Genomic DNA, 18,016 nt, shown 5'->3' on the forward strand with positions numbered 1-18,016 from the left:
TGCTGTCCGAAACGACACATGTCGTCGCCGGCTCCACGCAGCGCCGCAGCGAACTTTCCTCGCAGCGCTTGTATGAAGCCCGCTCAGGCCGCGGTACGGAGTTTGCTTGATGTAGATCAAACCCGTTTGCGGACGGGGCAGCAGGAGTATTTCGATGTCCGGCAAAGCTTGCGTCTTTGTCATTGAAGCCGACCAGGTGATCCGCTCGGCGCTCGGCTATATCCTCAGCGAGCGTCACGAGACATTCACCTTCGCCGAGACCGCGGACGCGCTGAGCAAGGCCGCCCGGGCCACGCCCGACGCGGTGCTGATCGGCAGCAGCATTCTGGAGGACGACGGCGCCGAGACGGTCGGCATGCTCGCCCGCAAGATGCATCAGGCCGGCATCATCGTCGTGGCCGGCTCGACCAAGTCGCCGCTGGCGCTGGCTGGTCTTCGCCAGGGCGCCGAGGCCATCATCGCCAAGCCGATCACCTTCGACGGCGTGACGCATGCGGTCGATACGGTGCTGGCGCGCCGCGGCACTGAGCCGAGCCTCGCGACGTAGCCGCGCCGAGGCGGATTGAGATCAGCAGACGACCAGGAGAGGATCATGTTGAAGATGGTGCAGACGGCAGCTCCCGCGAATCCCGATATCGAGGACATCGTCGAGAATTTTGCCCTGCTCGACGACTGGGACGACCGCTACCGCTACGTCATCGAGCTTGGCCGCGGCCTGACGCCCCTGGCCGACGCCGACCGCAACGACAGCAACAAGGTGCAGGGCTGCACCAGCCAGGTGTGGGTCGCCACCTCGGTGCGCCACGGTGCGGCGCCGGTGCTGGACTTCGTCGGCGACAGCGACGCCCACATCGTCCGCGGCCTGGTCGCGATCCTCCTGGCGATGGTCTCCGGCCACACCGCGCCGGAGATCCTCGCCGCCGATCCGATCGCATTGTTCGAGAAGCTCGGGCTGCGCGAGCATCTGACGCCGCAGCGTTCCAACGGCTTCCGCTCGATGGTGAGCCGGATCAAGGCGGATGCGCAGGCGGCGATGGCCGCGGCGGCATAAGTCGAATCGGCTGGTTTGCTTGTTTAATTGAGCCCGTCTAGCGCGGCATACACCCTCTCCCCTTGTGGGAGAGGGTGGCGCGCACGAGCGCAGCGAAGGCGCGCCGGGTGAGGGGTTGCGTCGGCATACTCAGACGTTAGTGATTTGCGGAGACAACCCCTCACCCGAGCGAGTCTGGAGCTGATAGCGGTGTAGCCCTCTCCCACAAGGGGAGAGGGCGCAGCAATTGGCACCGCTTCTTCGCGTCAATTGCGCGCGGAATTCTGTCTCTACGAGAAGAACTCCTGCGCCTTCTTCAGCGCGCGCACCAGCACGTCGACCTCTTCCCGCGTGTTGTACATCGCGAACGACGCCCGGCAGGTCGCGGACACGCCGAAGCGCTCCAAGAGCGGCATGGCGCAGTGGGTCCCGGCGCGCACCGCGACGCCGGAACGGTCAATGACCGTTGCAAAATCGTGGGCATGGGCGCCCTGCATCTCGAACGAGACGATGGCGCCCTTGTCGGCGGCGTTGCCGATGATGCGCAGCGAATTGATCTCGCGGAGCTGCTCGGTCGCGTAGGTCACGAGATCATGCTCATGCGCCGCGATACGCTGCTTGCCGATCGAGGCGACGTAGTCGATCGCGGCGCCGAGGCCTGCGGCCTCGACGATCGGCGGCGTGCCGGCCTCGAAGCGGTGCGGCGGATCGCCATAGGTGACCCAGTCGCGTGACACCTCGCGGATCATCTCGCCGCCGCCGTTGAACGGCGGCATCGAGGCCAGGAGCTCGCGCTTTCCATACAGCGCACCGATCCCGGTCGGGCCGTAGATCTTGTGCCCGGTGATGCAGTAGAAATCCGCATCGATATCCCGGACGTCGACCTCCATGTGCACCGCAGCCTGCGAGCCGTCGACGAGCACCGGAATGCCGCGGTCATGCGCGATGCGGATGACCTCCTTCACAGGCACGACCGTGCCGAGCACGTTCGACATCTGCGTCATCGCCACCATCTTGGTGCGCGGGCTCAGCAGCTTCTCGAATTCATCCAGCAGGAAGTTGCCGTCATCGTCGACGGGAGCCCACTTGATCACGGCGCCCTGGCGCTCCCGGAGGAAATGCCAGGGAATGATGTTGGCGTGGTGCTCCATGATCGAGAGCACGATCTCGTCGCCCGGCCCGATGCGCTCGCGGCCGAAGGTTTGGGCCACCAGGTTCACCGCCTCGGTGGCACCGCGGGTGAAGATGATCTGCTCGGGGCTCTCGGCGTTGAGGAAGGTCGCCACCTTGGCGCGGGCGCCCTCATAGGCCTCGGTGGCGGCGTTGGCGAGATAATGCAGCCCGCGATGCACGTTGGCGTATTCGGACGTGTAGACCTGGTTCATCCGGTCCAGCACGGCCTGCGGCTTCTGCGCCGAGGCGGCGTTGTCGAGATAGACCAGCGGCTTGCCGTGGACCTGCATGCCGAGAATGGGAAAATCCGCCCGGATGCGGCTGACGTCGTAGCCGCTCCCGTTCACCGCTGCATGCATCATCTACTCCCGTCGTCCGAGCCAGCCCAGCAGCGCCCCGGTCAGCGCGTCACGCACGGCTTCGTTGGCCGCGCCCTCGATGATCTCGCCGATGAAGGCCTGGATCAGCAGCGCCTTGGCCTCCGCCGGCGGAATGCCACGGGCCATCAGATAGAACAGCAGCTCGTCGTCGATCGCGCCGGTCGTGGTGCCGTGGCCGCACTGCACGTCGTCGGCGAAGATCTCGAGCTCCGGCTTGCTATCGGCCTCGGCCTCGTCGGACAGCAGCAGCGCCCGCGACATCATCTTGGCGTCGGTCTTCTGCGCACCCGGGGCGACCGTGATCTTGCCCTGGAACACGGCGCGGGCGGTGTCGCCGACCACCGCCTTGAAGGTCTCGCGGCTCTGGCCGTTCTCGGCGGCATGCTCGATCGACAGCGTCGTGTCGGCGTGCTGCGTCCCTGACAGCAGCGAACCGCCGCGGATGTCGGCGACGGTACCCTCGCCCGCCAGGCGGACGAACAGCTGGTTGCGGACCAGGCTGCCGCCGGCAACGAAGCCGAGCTGATTGAAGGTCGCGCGCGCGCCGATATTGGCGAGCAGCGAGCCGATATGCAGCGCGCTGCCGCCCTCGCTGACGACCTTGATGTGGTCGATCCGCGCCTCGTCGCCGACGACGAGCTGCATCGCGGTGTTGACCTGATACTCGCTGCCGTCGGGCCCCTGATGCGACTCGACGATGGTGGCGCTCGCGCCCGCACCGATATTGACCAGCGAGCGGGTGAACATCGAGGTCGCGACCCAGTTGGTCGTGACGAAGGCGACATGGATCGGCCGGCTCAGCGCGGTGCCCGGCGCGACAAGGATCACGACGCCATTGGCGGCGAGCGCGGTGTTGAGCGCCAGCGCCGGATCGTCATCCGGTACGATCGCGCCGAGGCGCTGCGACAGCAGCGGCTTGTCGGCGGCGAGCGCATCCGCCATCGGCTGAATGGTGAGGCCGGTCTCGAGCTCGGCGAGGTCGGAGAGCTCAGGTACGAATGCGCCATCGACGATGACGAGCTTGCGGAAGCCGGCGCCGACGAACAGGTCCTTTGCCTCTCTGGCCCTGGCCTTGGCCGCGTCGTCCGGCAGCGAGGCGAGCCGCTTGGCTTCCTTCATCTGCGTCCGCAGATCGGTGTAGCGCCACGCCTCGACCCGCCGGTGTGGCAGGCCGACCGCCGTGAAGCGATCGAACGCAGCGGCGCGCACCGCCGTGATCTCCTCGCCGCCCGGCAGATAGCGGCGGGCGACCTGGTACAGATCGGCCAATCCCAGCTCGGCCTTGGTCTTGCGGATCGCGACGCCCATGCTCGTGCTCCCCGCCCCTTACGCCGCTTCGCTCTGGTACTGCGCGTAGCCGGTCGCCTCGAGCTCGCGCGCGAGATCCGCAGCCCCCGTCCGGACGATACGGCCCGCCGCGAAGACGTGGACGATATCCGGCACGATGTAGTCGAGCAGCCGCTGGTAGTGGGTGATTACGATCATGCCGCGCTCGGCCGAGCGCAGCGCGTTGACGCCGTTGGCCACCACCTTCAGCGCGTCGATGTCGAGGCCCGAGTCGGTCTCGTCGAGCACGCAGAGCGAGGGCTGCAGCAGCGCCATCTGCAGGGTCTCGTTGCGCTTCTTCTCGCCGCCGGAGAAGCCGACATTAAGCGGCCGCTTCAGCATCTCCGAGTCGATGTTCAGGGTCTTGGCGATCTCGCGCACGCGCTTGATGAGGTCGGGCGAGGACAGCTCCTCCTCGCCGCGCGCCTTGCGCTGGGCGTTGAAGGCGGCACGCAGGAAGGTCAGGGTCGCGACACCCGGGATCTCCAGCGGATACTGGAACGCCAGGAACACGCCCTTCGCGGCGCGCTCGTCGGCCGACATCGCCAGCAGATCCTCGCCGTTGAGATAGACCTCACCGGCGGTGATCTCATAGCCGGGCTTGCCGGCGAGCACGTAGGAGAGTGTAGACTTGCCGGCGCCGTTCGGGCCCATGATGGCGTGGATCTCGCCCTTGTTCACGGTGAGGTCCAGACCCTGGATGATCTTGCGACCACCGGAGATCTCGGCATGGAGCCCCTTGATTTCGAGCAAGGCCGTCATCGAACACTCCTCATCTGTTGTCGCCGCGCGCGACGTCCTTATCCGACTGAACCTTCGAGGCTGATCGAGATCAGCTTCTGCGCCTCGACCGCGAACTCCATCGGCAGCTGCTGCAGCACGTCCTTGACGAAGCCGTTGACGACGAGGCCGACCGCCTCTTCCTGGCTGAGACCGCGCTGGATGCAGTAGAACAGCACGTCCTCCGAGATCTTCGAGGTCGTCGCCTCATGCTCGAACACCGCCGAGGAATTCTTGGCCTCGATATAGGGCACGGTGTGCGCGCCGCATTTGTCGCCGATCAGCAGCGAATCGCAGGCGGTGAAGTTGCGCGCGCCGGACGCCTTGCGGTGGGCGCTGACGAGGCCGCGATAGGTGTTCTGCGACTTGCCCGCGGCGATGCCCTTGGAGATGATCCGGCTCGACGTGTTCTTGCCGAGATGGATCATTTTGGTGCCGCTATCGACCTGCTGGAAGCCGTTGGAGATCGCGATCGAATAGAACTCGCCGCTCGAATTGTCGCCGCGCAGGATGCAGCTCGGATATTTCCAGGTGATCGCGGAGCCCGTCTCGACCTGCGTCCAGGAGATCTTCGAATTGACGCCGCGGCAATCACCACGCTTGGTGACGAAGTTGTAAATGCCGCCCACGCCTTCCGAATTGCCGGGATACCAGTTCTGCACTGTCGAATATTTGATCTCGGCATCGTCCAGCGCGACCAGCTCGACGACGGCGGCATGCAGCTGGTTCTCGTCGCGCTGCGGCGCGGTGCAACCCTCGAGATAGGAGACGTAGGCGCCCTTGTCGGCGATGATCAACGTCCGCTCGAACTGGCCGGTGTTGCGCTCGTTGATGCGGAAATAGGTCGACAGCTCCATCGGGCAGCGCACGCCCGGCGGGATGTAGACGAACGACCCGTCGGAGAACACCGCCGAATTCAACGTCGCAAAATAGTTGTCGGTGGTCGGCACCACCGTGCCGAGATACTTCTGCACTAGGTCGGGATGCTCGCGCAGCGCCTCGGAGATCGGCATGAAGATCACGCCAGCCTTCTTCAGCTCCTCCTTGAAGGTGGTCGCCACCGACACCGAGTCGAACACGGCATCGACCGCGATCTTGGTACGCGGCGCCGCCGCCTCGCCATCCTCGGATTCCGCGGCTACGGTGGGACGCTCGACGCCTTCGAGCAGTTCGACCTCGCGCAGGGGAATGCCGAGCTTCTCATAGGTTTTGAGGATCTCCGGATCGATCTCGTCGAGCGAGGCGACTTTCTTCTTCGGCTTCGGCGCCGAATAGTAATAGAGATCCTGATAGTCGATCTTCGGATAGCCGACGCGGGCCCAGGTCGGCTCGGTCATGGTCAGCCAGCGGCGATACGCCTCCAGCCGCCATTCCAGCATCCAGGCCGGCTCGTTCTTCTTCGCCGAGATGAAGCGGATGGTGTCTTCCGACAGGCCCTTCGGAGCCTTCTCGGATTCGATCTGCGTCTCGAACCCGTAACGATATTGATCGACGTCAATGCCCTTGACGCGATCAATGGTCTCCTGAACCGCTGCCATCTCTCACTCCGCTTCCAAGCTGTCGACGAGGTGCCCGCGTCAGGCGGGCACGCAGGTGTCCGGCACCGGACAGACGGCGGCGCATTGCGGCGCGTCGAAGTGGCCCTCGCACTCCGTGCACTTCTTCGGATCGATGATGTACATGTCGTTCTTCAGCCGAATGGCCGCGTTCGGACATTCGAACTCGCAGGCTCCGCAGACCGTGCATTGTGAGGCGATGATCTTGTAGGTCATGTGCTGTTCCCCGCGCTCCAGCGACATCGGACGATGTCTTTCAGGCATGATCTTTCAAGCACCGTGCCAGAGCGCATTTGGTTGATTTCTAAGGAGGATTCTAAATGGCCCGGGCGGCGGTCAGCTGTCGCGCTCCCGACAGCATGTCGTAAGTGCGACAGGCGCTGTTGATGAGCGTGCGCTCGGTTTGTCGAGCTGTTCGCCGCGCGACCGGTGAGCTCCCCTCACCCTTGCGGGGAGGGGTCGGGGGTGGGGGTCTCCGGGCGCTGAACGTCGTGAGTCCGATGGATTGCTGTGGGATCGCTCGAAGACGACCGTGAGCTAAGTCAGCACTCGGTCTACCAACGAAGGGCGATGGTTCTGACAACGAAAAGAGCACCAGCGCGCATCACGGCAGTGTGCTCGTGGACCCCTACCCCCGACCCCTCCCCGCAAGGGGGAGGGGAGCCCACCACCGTCGGCGCGCGAGCTCGGATTTCACGACCATCGGATCGATGACGATGCATGCACCCATAACAGAAAAGGCGCACATCCGCGCGCCTTTTGATCCGAGCAAAATCAATCCGCTCAGAACCGCTTGACCTCGATGTTGTACTTCTTCAGCGCGTAGCCGATCTGGCGCGGTGTCAGGCCCAGCAGCCGCGCCGCCTTGGCCTGGACCCAGCCGGAGCGCTCCATCGCCTGGACGATGCGCTCGCGCTCGGGGACAGCGCCGCCATCCATCGCCTCGGAGTACTCACCATCGTCGGCCTCAACCGCAGGCAGATCGACTGGAGTCTCGATCGGTGCTGATGTCCGCGGCAGGATCGGCAGCGGCACCATCGGCTGGCCGCGCGGCGGCGGCGGGGTCACGGTGTTGCCCTTCCACAGGATCGCCGACATGCATTCATTGCGGCTGCAGGCGAAATCGTGCTGGCCGATCGCCGATCCCGCAGCCAGGGTCGCCGTCCGCTGCACGCAGTTCTCCAGCTCGCGCACATTGCCGGGGAAGCCGCAATGCATCAGCACCTCGATGGCGCTGACGTCGAAGGTGAGATCGCGCTCGTTCTCGCAATTGAAGCGGCGCAGGAACTCGCGCGCCAGCTGCGGGATGTCGCTGCGCCGATCGCGCAGCGGCGGCAGTTTGATCGGCACCACGCTGATCCGGTAGTAGAGGTCGGCACGGAATTCGTTGCGCGCCACCGCCTCTTCCAGGTTGCGGTTGGTCGCGGTGACGATGCGGACATCGACCTTGATGGTCTGGTTGCCGCCGACGCGCTCGAACTCCTGCTCCTGCAGCACGCGCAACAGCTTGGCCTGGAACGCCGGCGAGATCTCGCCGATCTCGTCGAGGAACAAGGTGCCCTTGTCGGCGAGCTCGAAGCGACCTTTGCGCGCGTTGATCGCGCCGGTGAAGGCCCCCTTCTCGTGGCCGAACAGCTCGGATTCGAGCACCGTCTCCGGTAGCGCCGCGCAATTGATCTTGATGAAGGGCCGCTTGGCGCGGTTGGAGAGTTCGTGGATGGCCTTCGCCACAAGCTCCTTGCCGGTGCCGGATTCGCCGCGCAGCAGCACCGGCGCATTCGACTTGGCGACGACGTTGATCTTGTCGAGCAGCGCGCGCAGCGCCGGGCTGTCGCCGACGATACCGTCGACCAGCACCTTCTTGCCCTTGGCGGGCGCCGGCTTCAGCTCCATCAACTCCTTCTGCAGCCGGTGGCTCTCTGCCATCAGCCGCTCGCGGTCGCGCGCGACGACACGATGCAGCTTGATGGTCTGGCCGATCAGATTGGCGACCATCGTCAGGAAGCGGACATCGGAGTCGAGCCGGAACACGGCGCGACCGTCCCAGACGCGATCGATGGTCAAGGTGCCGACGACACGCTGGTCGATCCGGATGGGCACGCCCAGGAACGACACCCGCGTGTCGGCGCCTGCCCCCAGCGTTGCCGCATCAGCCGCGCTGAAGGCGGAATGATCAGCCACGTTCTCAGCAATGAGCGGCACGGCGGTCGCGACGATCTGGTCGATCGCCTTCTGCGGCAGGCGCTCGCGATAGCGCTGATCGCTGCCCTCGCTCCAACCGGCTCCCACCGCGAGATCCGGAATGCCGTCATCGGCGAGCAACGACACCACGCCGTGGCGCATCTGCATGAACGACTGCAGCAGATTGACGACGTTGGCGAGGGTGATTTCCAGCCGCGTCGGCGCGGCGAGAATTTTCGAGATTTCGAAAATTCCGGTCAGCGCGATCTCGCTGAGCGGTATCGGGGCGGCATGGGACCTGATGTCCTGAGCTTCGACCTGACGTGTTTCCGTTTGGACCATGGTCGCTTCTCTGATGGTCACGGACGCTCTTGACGAGAACACCCGCGATTGTAGGCGTTCTAACATCCTTCCTTAATTGCAGATGATTGTCGTGCCTAACTTTGCTGCATTGCCGCAGAAGTAGTGTGCAGCAAAAAGAACAGAAAAGCTGCAGAACTTCATGATCTTAACAAATTAGTTTACACCGCCGCCGACGCACACATGGCACGACCTATGACGCGATGAAAATCGCGTAGCTGACGAATTCCTGTTGTCTTCCCGACACCTAGGATTCAGCATACGCACCGGTTTGCGAGCAGCTCGCAAAGCGTCGAACTGAACACCTACTTTCCACATCCGCCGTAGCACTCGCCGCATGCGGCTGCCAGCTTTTGACGTCGCACGTCTCACATCGGCGTGTCGCTCAATTCAATCTAGAGGTGCTGCCCTCCGTTGATCTGGATTTCCTCGCCGGTCACATAGCTGGCCGCATCCGAGCAGAGGAAGAACAGCACTTTCGCGACCTCTTCCGGTGCGCCGATCCGGCGCATCGGGATCAACGGTGAGAATCGCGCCTCGGTCTCCGGCGACACCATTTCGGTCTTGATTTCGCCGGGTGCGATCGCGTTCACGCGGATGCCATGCGGCGCGAAATCATGCGCCATCTCGCGGGTCAGGCAGGCCAGCGCCGCCTTCGATGTCGCATAGGCCGTGCCGGCAAACGGGTGCACGCGGGTACCGACGATCGAGGTCACGTTGACGACCGCGCCCTGGCCGCGTTTCAGTTCCTGGAACAGGCCGCGCGCCAACAGGATGGGCCCGAGAAAGTTGACGTGAAAGACCGTCATCCAGGTCTCGACCGAGGTCGCGAGCGAATCGAGCCGGCCGCCATCCTCAGCCTTCGGCGAGATCGCGGCATTGTTGATCAAGGCATGGAGCGGCGCGCCGTCCAGCCGGTCCTTGATATCCGCGATCGCGCGCGGGATCGCCTTGCGGTCGCTCAGATCGACCTGAACGTGATTGTCCGGCCCGGCATCCCAGGGACAGCGCCCGCCATCGAACGGCTGGCGCGAGCAGGTGATGATACGCCAGCCGGCATCGGAAAACAGCCGGGCCGTCGCGTGGCCGATGCCGCGCGAGCCGCCGGTCAGAACCAGCGTCTTCTGCTCGGTGCGTCCGGGACGCTCGGCCGCCGCAGCGTCCCGATGAAACGGGCACGACTCGATCTCCGCCGTGTCGATGGCGCCCTCGCGAACATCCTGGTCGAGATCGAGGCTCACCTCATTCGTCCTGATCCTGCACCGCGCTCGCTGAAACCACGCGCGGTATTGTCATGCGGCGGTTGTGCAGATTCCGGGCCAGAGAAAAAACGGCGCGATTGTCAGCACCTCCTTGTCGGGTTCGCGACAGATTGGCCGCTTCAGAACAATGTCCAGCGTCGGCTTTCCGCCGCGCCGATCCCAAGGCCTTCAAACGATGATCCTTTTCCAAGAGCTCCGGCGCTGGTCCAACTCTTGCTCAACTCATTGATCATTCGAACTGGAAGCTGGCTTTCCAGTCTCACGACGGACAGCCACGAGACATCGAACGCCGTATGGACCGGGACATGGGGACGAATGCAGTGCGCTTCGCCGTTGTCCTCGGGACCAACGACGTCGCCTCCGCAATCGCGGTGCATCTGCATCGCGAGGGCTTCTGCGTGGTGTTGTCGCATGACCCCAACCCGCCGGTCATGCGGCGCAAGATGGCGTTTCACGACGCCCTCTTCGGCGACGCCGTGCGTATCGAGAATGTGATCGGCGAGCGCATCGACAGCACGATGGACGTGTTCAAGGCACTCGGCGATCCCCAGCACGTCCTGGTGACGCCGCTCGGCCTGCTCGATCTGCTGCCGGTCCGCGCCATCGATGTTCTGATCGATGCGCGAATGCAGACGCGCGAGGTCACGCCCAATCTGCGCGGCATGACCCGTCTGTCGATCGGCATCGGCCCGGGCTTCTCGCCATCGGCCAATTGCGACATCGCGATCGAGACCCGGCCGGACCGGCTCGGGCAGATCGTGCGCGAGGGCTGGACCCTCGCGAAGGACGATATTGGCGAACTCGGCGGCGTCGGAGCAGACAGGTTGGTAAATTCACCGCATGAAGGCCGCTGGCATTCGCCGGTCGAGATCGGCACCCGGATCTACAAGGGGTTCGTGGTCGGTCACCTTTCCGGCGTCGCGATCACCGCGCCCTATGACGGCATCCTGCGCGGCATCGTCCGCGACGGCAGCGACGTGCCCGCGGGCATCGCGCTCGCCGAGATCGACCCGCGCGGCCGTCATGCCCAGTGGACCGGGATCGACGCGAAGGGGCAGGCGCTCGCACAGGCAACGCTCGCGGCCATCCGGCTGCACGCGGCCGATCGCATCGGCGCGAGCGCGGCCGCCTCCCGCTGATTGCAGCGCTTTCGAACGATTCTCGCTAATGCGAGTCTCGATCGCCCATCTCGGCATCGGGCTTGGCATCGCCGTTGCTTATTGTTGGCAGGAGCGAGCACCAGCCATGATCATTTGTTCCTGCAACGTCATCAGCGACACGGCCATTCGCGACATCGTCACGACGGCCGCCACCACCTTCGGCTCACCGGCACAAGTCTATGATTGTCTCGGCTGCTCGGTCCAATGCGGCCTCTGCTCGCGCTCGGTCAAGCGGATCCTGGACGAGCACAGCGGGGAAACGGCAACTGCGGTGGTCTGGCCCGTGCACGCCGAACCCACGCCGTGCGAGCTGATGTCGGCGGCGTAAGAGGGCGACGACGCACGCGCGTGTCGCATCGCGCGCTGTCGGATGTCGGACAAAACCGACACGAGCTCCCAGGGAGGCGCACCTTGGATCAATTGGCTGTAGCGGGGCCTCGCCCTTCGAGACGCCCGCCTGCGGCGGGCTCCTCAGGGTGAGGGGCGAAGCCTGAGCATCGGACGCAGCTTTGGTCCTTGTGCAGTTCCACCCTCGGCTTTTGACCCTCATGGTGAGGAGGCGCGCAGCGCCGTCTCGAACCATGAGGCCCGAGATGTCCCGACAGACTTATCAAATGAATGGCTTTCCCCCTGTCACCGCCACCGTCGTCCCCGACGTGTAGCTCGACAACGGATCGGCGAGCATCACATAGGCCGTCGCCAGTTCGGCCGGCTGGCCGGCACGCTGCATCGGCACCTGCTGGCCAAAGCTCTTCATCTTCTCCTCCGGCATGGTCGAGGGGATCAGCGGTGTCCAGATCGGGCCGGGCGCCACGGCATTGGCGCGGATACCCTTCTCCGCCAACATCTGGGCGAGTCCGCCGGTGAAATTCTGAATCGCGCCCTTGGTGGTGGCGTAAGCGAGCAGCCCGGGATTCGGCATATCGGCATTGACCGAGGCGGTGTTGACGATCGCGCTGCCCGGCTTCATGTGCGGCACCGCCGCCTTGGTGAGATAGAACATCGCATGGATGTTGGTGCGGAAGGTGATCTCCCACTCTTCATCCGAAATGTCGCCGATGTCGCTGAACGTCGCCTGGTGCGCGGCATTGTTGACGAGAATGTCGATCCCGCCGAATTCGTCGACGGCACGCTGGATGATCGCCCGGCAATGCGCGGGATCCTGGATATTGCCGGACATCAGCAGCGCTTTCCGGCCCTCCTTCTCGATCAGTTGCTGAACCTCCTTGGCGTCGTCGTGCTCATCGAGATAGGCGATGAGAATGTCGGCGCCCTCGCGGGCATAGGCGATCGCCACGGCGCGGCCGATGCCGCTGTCGCCTCCGGTGATGACGGCCTTCTTGCCCGTCAGCTTGCCCGCCCCCTTGTAGCTTGTCTCGCCGTGATCTGGCCTCGGCTGCATGGCGGCGGTCGTGCCCGGCATGGGCTGCCGCTGCGGCGGAAATGGCGGCGTGGGGTGATCGGACATCGGTGCTGCTCCTGGCGGTTGCTGCAGCTTCAATCGCAGCGCGGAGACGGCGTTCCTGAGCGCGATGCGACCGCGGCAGCCTGTTCGTTACGGAACGGCAGCACCTCCGCCTGCATTGCCGTGCTGCGTCAGACCAGGAAAGGACCGCGCGATGGCCAAAGATGATCCGAAGGATCTCCCGATCAACGGGCGCGAGCCCGACCGCTCCGAGGACGACATCCAGCGCGATCAGCTCGGCCCGCGCGGCGTACCGGGCGGACAAGATCCGGCGAAGATGACGCCGCAGCGCGACAAGAAGACGCCGGACGATGTCGATCCCGGGCATACGGCGTGATGGGTTGCCATCAATCGAGAGCCCCCGGGCAAGGCGGCAGGAGACAAAGCTAACGACTGTCACCACCGCCGTAGCGTAGCTATCAGCTCACGGTCGAGACCGTTGCTCATTCTGCGCGGCATGATGTGAGTATGAAGACGTAGCTAAGTGAGTAGGAGTCGGCTATCCACCACAGCCAGCGGTACACTCCCTCTCCCCGTTCTTGCGGGGAGAGGGTCGGCGTGAGGGGCAGCCACACGGACGGTCTCAGTAAGACACGACGCACTCATGGGGCGCCGCCACTTCTCGCCTCAATGCGTCTTGCTCTCACCCCACTTCTCCAGATCCTTGGCAGGCTCCGACTGCTGCTCCTTTTCCGGCTTCTTGGCCCAGGGCTTGTCGGTTTGCTTCATCGATCCCCAATCGCTCTCCTGGCGCGGATCGTCCTTCGGGGTTTCCTTGCTCATCGCTGGTCCTTCCTGCTATCGCCGCTCAATCCGGCAGCATCGTCGGAGGCGGCGCCGTCGCCTCGTCGTTCAGCTCCTGCATCTGACGAATCTCTTGTTCGGCCTGATACCAGAACTCGTCCTCGCGACCGCCGGGGCGTCCCGCCTGCTCCCACAGATGATGGGCGCGCTCACGAATTCTGTCCTGAAGTTCCGCGTCGCTGATCTGGTCCATGATGCTCCTCGCATGCGGCCGCGTCCGACCTGCGAGGCAATCATCGCGAGCAGTCGAAGTTCCAAGCGCCGTCGCGAGCGGGCGATCCGCCGCAGCCGTGCAGCATGATCAGACAGACGCGTCGCCTGCCCGATCAGCTCAGATTGCCCGGCATGAAGCAGCGGATCGAGGTGCCGAGCGAGCCCTTGACCGGCCACACCATCGTGCGTCCGGCGCGGTTCGGCTCGGTAATCACGGCATCGTCCGGGACGACGATCCATTCGCCATCGAGCCGCACGCGATAATGCGTGCCTTGCAGATCCCAGTCCGGATCGGAGACGGCGAAGCCGTCGGCATCGGAGCAGCATGGACCACGGCCGCTCTTCAAGCTGTCGAACCAACCCTTGAGTGGCGAGTTGGTATAACGACCGTCGTCACGCGCGACGGCAGTGTTGAACCACAGCGCAGCCGCCAAGGCTGCGCCGCTCAGCGCAAGCAAGGTTCTCGTCATCTGATCACCGCGAGCTATCTGCGCGTGCTCCGGACTGCGGCGCACGCGGGGATCACCAGGATGACCGATGAATGCGCTCCGAGGTTGAATGTTCCTCGCCGTGAACTCACGCCGCGTCAGCCGGCACCGTGGCATCCGCCGGCACCATGGCCTCGATCGTGACCCCCGTGCCGCTCGATGTCACGGTCAGCGTGCCGCCGAGCGCCAGCAGCCGCTCGCGCATGCCGGTGAGGCCGAAGCCGAGCTTGTGCTCGGGCTTGAGGCCGCGGCCGTCGTCGCGCACGCGCACCCGTGTGTAGCTGCGGCGCTGGCCGGAGCCGGTCTGCTGCAGCGGCTCGATGCTGACATCGATCGAGGTCGCCTCGGCATGGCGGAACACGTTCGTCAGAGCCTCCTGCACGACGCGATAGATCGTCAGCTCGGCGGTCTCGTTGCCGTGCGCGACCTCGTCGGTGAAGCTGGTCGCTATCACCACCTCCGGCCGCGACTCCCGCCAGAGCCGCACCAGCGCGCCAAGCGCCTCGCGCAGGCCGAGCTCGGCCAGACCGATCGGGCGCAGCCGCTCCAGGATGCGGCGATTGAATTGCTGCACGGCATTGACTTGGTCGAGGATCGCCTGGCCGTGGCGGCGCATCGCACCGACGTCCAGCCTGTCCGCCTCCGGCAATCGCATCAGCGCGCTGGCATGGGCGCGCAGCGCGAACAGATGCGGGCCGAACTCGTCATGCAGCTCGCGCGCGATTTCCTTGCGCTCGAGGTCTTGCAGCGACACTGTCCGCTCGGCGAGCCGCCGCTTGTCCTCTACCGCCTCGCCGAGCGCGGCGGCGAGATGGTTGAGCTTGGCGCAGAGCGCGGCGAGCTCGGGCGCGCCGCCCGGCTTGACGCGGGCATCGTAGGCGCCGGTCTCGATACGGCTCATCGCGTCGGACAGATCCGACAGCGGCGCCAGCGCGCGGCCGACCACCAGCGTGGTGATTCCGAACAGCGCCAGACCGACCAGGGAGCCGACCACCAGCTGCGTGACGATGCCGTCCCAGATCTCGGCGATCTCGTCGTCGGGATGCGAGGTGATCACCAGCGTGTCGGCCCGTCCTGCGACGATCACGGGCATGCTGACCGAGGTCTTGTCCGGGTGAACCAGCGCGATGAACCAGGCCGGCGCCGCCCGCGCCGCGCCTTGCGAGGACGGCAACTGCACCGCCGCCCCCTGCCTCGCCACGCTGACATGGCGCAGCTGGCCGAGATCGCTGACGATGCGGTTCAACCGGGAATCCGGATCCGGCGCGTCGTTGACCTCGTCCATGATGGTCTCGATGAAGGCGCGGGTCAGGCGGATGACGCTCTGGTCCTCGGCGAGCACGCGCGGCGCCGCCTCCAGCACCAGCCGGCCGATATTGAGCGCGAGCCCCAGCGTCAGCACCAGCGCGAGCAGCACGTTGATGCGCCTGCGCAACGACCAATTCTGCCACATTGTCACCGTCCCGAGGCCCCAGTTTTACTCAGCTGTTTCACTCAGCTGTTTCACTGAGTTGTTTCACGCGCGCATTCATTGACAGACAAATCCGCCGGCGATCTAATTGCAACATGTTGCAGCACCGCGCAGCCCATGCATCCATGATGCATCGCAACAATAACGCGGGTTGAAAATGAGTCCGGGACCCCCAAGGTGACCTCAAGGCCATGCGCATCCTGATCGTCGATGATCATCCCATTGTTGCATCCGGCTGCCGGGCCCTGCTGTCGGGCGATGCGGACCTCGAGCTGATCGAGGCCGCCGATGCCGAGAGCGGCGAAGCGAGCTTCATCGCGCGCCGGCCCGACGTCTGCGTCGTCGACATCAACCTGCCGACCGTCTCCGGATTCGAGCTGGCGCGCCGCATCCTCGCGCATGACGCGAACGCCCGGCTGATCATGTTCAGCATGAACGACGATCCGGTGTTCGCCGCGCGCGCGATCGACATCGGCGCCAAGGGCTATGTCTCGAAGAGCGGCGATCCGAACGACCTGGCCGAGGCGATCCGCGAGGTCTTCAGCGGCGGCAGCTACCTGCCGCCGGCGATCGCGCGCAGCATCGCCTTCGCGGGCGCCGCCGTCGCGCAGAGCCCATTGGCGAAACTGACCTCGCGCGAACTCGAGATCCTGCGCCTGCTCAGCGCCGGCAAGAGCCTGACGGAGATCGCCTGGCTGATCCATTCGTCCTACAAGACCGTGGCCAACACCTCCTCCATCATCCGCCAGAAGCTCGGCGTAAGAACGTCCGGCGAGCTCGTGCGTTTGGCGATCGAGAACGGCGTCGCTTGACATCGGGCCGGCGGCGCGCTCCGTTCCGCCGCCCCATGTTCCTTTTCGACAGGTGATCCCATGACGCTCACGACCGTGTCCCAGAACAAATCCCACGGCGGCGTTCAGGGCGTCTATGGCCATGCCAGCCAGGAGACCAAGACCGAGATGACGTTCTCGGTGTTTGTGCCGCCGCATGCGGACGGCGCGAAGCTGCCGGTCGTCTGGTATCTCTCCGGCCTGACCTGCACCCACGCCAATGTCACCGAGAAGGGCGAGTTCCGTGCCGCCTGCGCCGAGCTCGGCCTGATCTTCGTCGCGCCCGACACCTCGCCGCGTGGCGACGGCGTGCCGGGCGATCCGAACAACGCCTATGATTTCGGCCTCGGCGCCGGCTTCTACGTCGATGCGACGCAGGAGCCGTTTGCGAAGAACTATCGGATGTGGAGCTACGTCACGGAGGAGCTGCCGCACGTGGTCGCCGCGAATTTCCCGGTCGATCCGCGCCGGCAATCGGTGATGGGCCATTCGATGGGCGGCCATGGCGCGCTGACGGTGGCGCTGCGCAACCCCGACCGCTACCGCGCGGCCAGCGCGTTCTCGCCGATCGTCGCCCCCTCGCAGGTGCCATGGGGCGAGAAGGCGCTGTCAGGCTATCTCGGCAGCGACAAGGCGGCATGGCGCAAGCACGACGCGGTGGCGCTGATCGAGGATGGCGCGCGCGTCTCCGACCTGCTGGTCGATATCGGCACCGCCGATCAGTTCCTGACGCAGCAATTGCGCCCCGAGCTGCTCAAGGCCGCCTGCGACAAGGCCAACATCCCGCTGCTGCTGCGCAAGCAGGACGGCTACGACCACAGCTACTACTTCATCTCGACCTACATGGCCGATCATCTGCGCTGGCACGCGGCCCGGCTCGGCCGCTGACATCGGCTCGGCTTGAGTTGCCCGTCGGGCGCGATGCCGTGCGACGGGCGGCGCGGCGATCGCGTTCCTCGTCGGACCGTTGCTTGCGCGTAGATGGCCATTTCCGTCGCGCGCTCAACATGATCAGCGCTGTCCAGCCCTTGAGCAAAAAAGAATTTACTTTCGCCTTATCGGAAATCGTGGTTGTCTGGCACCCATCCCGCCTCGTCGAGAGGGCGTATCGCGGTCGTCACGAACGTGGAGGCGGGATGCGGTGGACGCCGGCGGCGCGCAGCATGGCTCGTGAGAGCGTGCGGACGAACGCGCACCGGCGTACGGCCAAGTCGCGTGGTCCTGGCATCCCGAAGCCGATGCCCCCGCGGCGGCGCACTCATAGCGCGTCGTCGCGCACGGTGACCAGACAGCCCGGCGCACCGGGGAGAACGCGAAGCAACCGTTAAGACCATCCGCGCAGGGAGGGCCGGGATGTCCCCGCCGAACCTGTGGTACCTGCCGCCTGCATTCTTGTCTGCAGGCGGGCCATGGGGGCGGCAGGCTCCCGGCCTTCCCTGCGCCTCTCTGTTTGAGGGAGGCGATCGAGATGCAAAGCTCGGGCGTCAGGCGCCGCGAGGATGCACCGTCATATCCAATGAGAGCCTTTGTTAATCAG

Annotated in this window: 19 protein-coding genes; 7 read left to right on the forward strand and 12 right to left on the reverse strand. The window is 65.1% G+C overall.

Going from position 1 to position 18,016, the window contains the following annotated elements:
- Nucleotides 1–154 precede the first annotated feature (154 nt).
- Nucleotides 155–547, forward strand: coding sequence for a response regulator (locus BRADO_RS25290; RefSeq protein ID WP_012029034.1), 393 nt, complete (start codon nucleotides 155–157; stop codon nucleotides 545–547).
- 45 nt (nucleotides 548–592) lie between these two features.
- Nucleotides 593–1,051, forward strand: coding sequence for a SufE family protein (locus BRADO_RS25295; RefSeq protein WP_041756932.1), 459 nt, complete (start codon nucleotides 593–595; stop codon nucleotides 1,049–1,051).
- A 269-nt stretch (nucleotides 1,052–1,320) separates the two neighbouring features.
- Here the strand turns inward: BRADO_RS25295 and BRADO_RS25300 are convergent, their stop codons facing one another.
- From BRADO_RS25300 to BRADO_RS25330, 7 genes are all read right to left on the reverse strand, one after another.
- Nucleotides 1,321–2,562 (reverse strand): cysteine desulfurase, encoded by a 1,242-nt coding sequence (locus BRADO_RS25300; RefSeq protein WP_041757725.1) that lies wholly within the window; start codon nucleotides 2,560–2,562, stop codon nucleotides 1,321–1,323.
- A gap of 3 nt (nucleotides 2,563–2,565) precedes the next feature.
- Nucleotides 2,566–3,891 carry a Fe-S cluster assembly protein SufD gene (sufD, locus tag BRADO_RS25305; protein WP_012029037.1) on the reverse strand — a complete coding sequence of 442 codons (1,326 nt, stop codon included), beginning with the start codon at nucleotides 3,889–3,891 and terminating at the stop codon, nucleotides 2,566–2,568.
- A gap of 18 nt (nucleotides 3,892–3,909) precedes the next feature.
- Entirely contained in the window at nucleotides 3,910–4,671 is a 762-nt protein-coding gene (gene sufC / locus BRADO_RS25310) for a Fe-S cluster assembly ATPase SufC (RefSeq protein ID WP_012029038.1), read from the reverse strand.
- A 38-nt stretch (nucleotides 4,672–4,709) separates the two neighbouring features.
- A complete protein-coding gene (gene sufB, locus BRADO_RS25315; protein ID WP_012029039.1) occupies nucleotides 4,710–6,227 on the reverse strand; it encodes a Fe-S cluster assembly protein SufB in 1,518 nt (505 codons plus the stop codon).
- 39 nt (nucleotides 6,228–6,266) lie between these two features.
- Complete coding sequence (locus BRADO_RS25320; RefSeq protein ID WP_006609648.1) at nucleotides 6,267–6,461, reverse strand: 4Fe-4S dicluster domain-containing protein; 195 nt, start codon at nucleotides 6,459–6,461, stop codon at nucleotides 6,267–6,269.
- 567 nt (nucleotides 6,462–7,028) lie between these two features.
- Nucleotides 7,029–8,768, reverse strand: a complete 1,740-nt coding sequence (nifA, locus tag BRADO_RS25325) for a nif-specific transcriptional activator NifA (protein ID WP_012029040.1) — start codon at nucleotides 8,766–8,768, stop codon at nucleotides 7,029–7,031.
- A gap of 413 nt (nucleotides 8,769–9,181) precedes the next feature.
- Nucleotides 9,182–10,027: an SDR family NAD(P)-dependent oxidoreductase gene (locus BRADO_RS25330; RefSeq protein ID WP_012029041.1), complete on the reverse strand. Its 846-nt coding sequence runs from the start codon at nucleotides 10,025–10,027 to the stop codon at nucleotides 9,182–9,184.
- Between the two features lie 326 nt (nucleotides 10,028–10,353).
- Between BRADO_RS25330 and BRADO_RS25335 the strand changes: the two genes are divergently transcribed.
- Together BRADO_RS25335 and BRADO_RS25340 are read left to right on the forward strand one after the other, a co-directional pair.
- Entirely contained in the window at nucleotides 10,354–11,187 is an 834-nt protein-coding gene (locus BRADO_RS25335; RefSeq protein WP_157872616.1) for a xanthine dehydrogenase, read from the forward strand.
- A gap of 28 nt (nucleotides 11,188–11,215) precedes the next feature.
- Complete coding sequence (locus BRADO_RS25340) at nucleotides 11,216–11,536, forward strand: bacterioferritin-associated ferredoxin (RefSeq protein ID WP_244422887.1); 321 nt, start codon at nucleotides 11,216–11,218, stop codon at nucleotides 11,534–11,536.
- A 282-nt stretch (nucleotides 11,537–11,818) separates the two neighbouring features.
- On the opposite strand, the gene BRADO_RS25345 is transcribed toward BRADO_RS25340, so the two are convergent.
- Nucleotides 11,819–12,676: an SDR family oxidoreductase gene (locus BRADO_RS25345; RefSeq protein ID WP_012029044.1), complete on the reverse strand. Its 858-nt coding sequence runs from the start codon at nucleotides 12,674–12,676 to the stop codon at nucleotides 11,819–11,821.
- Between the two features lie 151 nt (nucleotides 12,677–12,827).
- Here BRADO_RS25345 and BRADO_RS25350 point away from each other — a divergent pair, with 151 nt between their 5' ends.
- Nucleotides 12,828–13,010: a hypothetical protein gene (locus tag BRADO_RS25350; RefSeq protein WP_012029045.1), complete on the forward strand. Its 183-nt coding sequence runs from the start codon at nucleotides 12,828–12,830 to the stop codon at nucleotides 13,008–13,010.
- A gap of 290 nt (nucleotides 13,011–13,300) precedes the next feature.
- Here BRADO_RS25350 and BRADO_RS35510 read toward each other — a convergent pair whose 3' ends face one another.
- The 4 genes from BRADO_RS35510 to BRADO_RS25365 form a co-directional block, all read right to left on the reverse strand.
- The gene (locus tag BRADO_RS35510; RefSeq protein WP_012029046.1) at nucleotides 13,301–13,456 is read right to left on the reverse strand and encodes a hypothetical protein; all 156 of its coding nucleotides are present in this window, start codon (nucleotides 13,454–13,456) and stop codon (nucleotides 13,301–13,303) included.
- Between the two features lie 25 nt (nucleotides 13,457–13,481).
- Complete coding sequence (locus BRADO_RS25355) at nucleotides 13,482–13,670, reverse strand: DUF2934 domain-containing protein (RefSeq protein ID WP_012029047.1); 189 nt, start codon at nucleotides 13,668–13,670, stop codon at nucleotides 13,482–13,484.
- A 133-nt stretch (nucleotides 13,671–13,803) separates the two neighbouring features.
- Nucleotides 13,804–14,160 carry a hypothetical protein gene (locus tag BRADO_RS25360; RefSeq protein WP_012029048.1) on the reverse strand — a complete coding sequence of 119 codons (357 nt, stop codon included), beginning with the start codon at nucleotides 14,158–14,160 and terminating at the stop codon, nucleotides 13,804–13,806.
- Nucleotides 14,161–14,266: 106 nt separating this feature from the next.
- Complete coding sequence (locus BRADO_RS25365; RefSeq protein WP_012029049.1) at nucleotides 14,267–15,631, reverse strand: ATP-binding protein; 1,365 nt, start codon at nucleotides 15,629–15,631, stop codon at nucleotides 14,267–14,269.
- A gap of 209 nt (nucleotides 15,632–15,840) precedes the next feature.
- Here BRADO_RS25365 and BRADO_RS25370 point away from each other — a divergent pair, with 209 nt between their 5' ends.
- Both BRADO_RS25370 and fghA read left to right on the forward strand, forming a co-directional pair.
- Nucleotides 15,841–16,461 carry a response regulator transcription factor gene (locus BRADO_RS25370; protein WP_012029050.1) on the forward strand — a complete coding sequence of 207 codons (621 nt, stop codon included), beginning with the start codon at nucleotides 15,841–15,843 and terminating at the stop codon, nucleotides 16,459–16,461.
- 60 nt (nucleotides 16,462–16,521) lie between these two features.
- On the forward strand, nucleotides 16,522–17,367 hold the full coding sequence (fghA, locus tag BRADO_RS25375; RefSeq protein ID WP_012029051.1) for an S-formylglutathione hydrolase: 846 nt from the start codon (nucleotides 16,522–16,524) through the stop codon (nucleotides 17,365–17,367).
- Nucleotides 17,368–18,016: the final 649 nt, after the last annotated feature.

It is taken from the genome of Bradyrhizobium sp. ORS 278, assembly GCF_000026145.1.
In the GTDB taxonomy this organism is placed as follows: Bacteria; Pseudomonadota; Alphaproteobacteria; order Rhizobiales; family Xanthobacteraceae; genus Bradyrhizobium.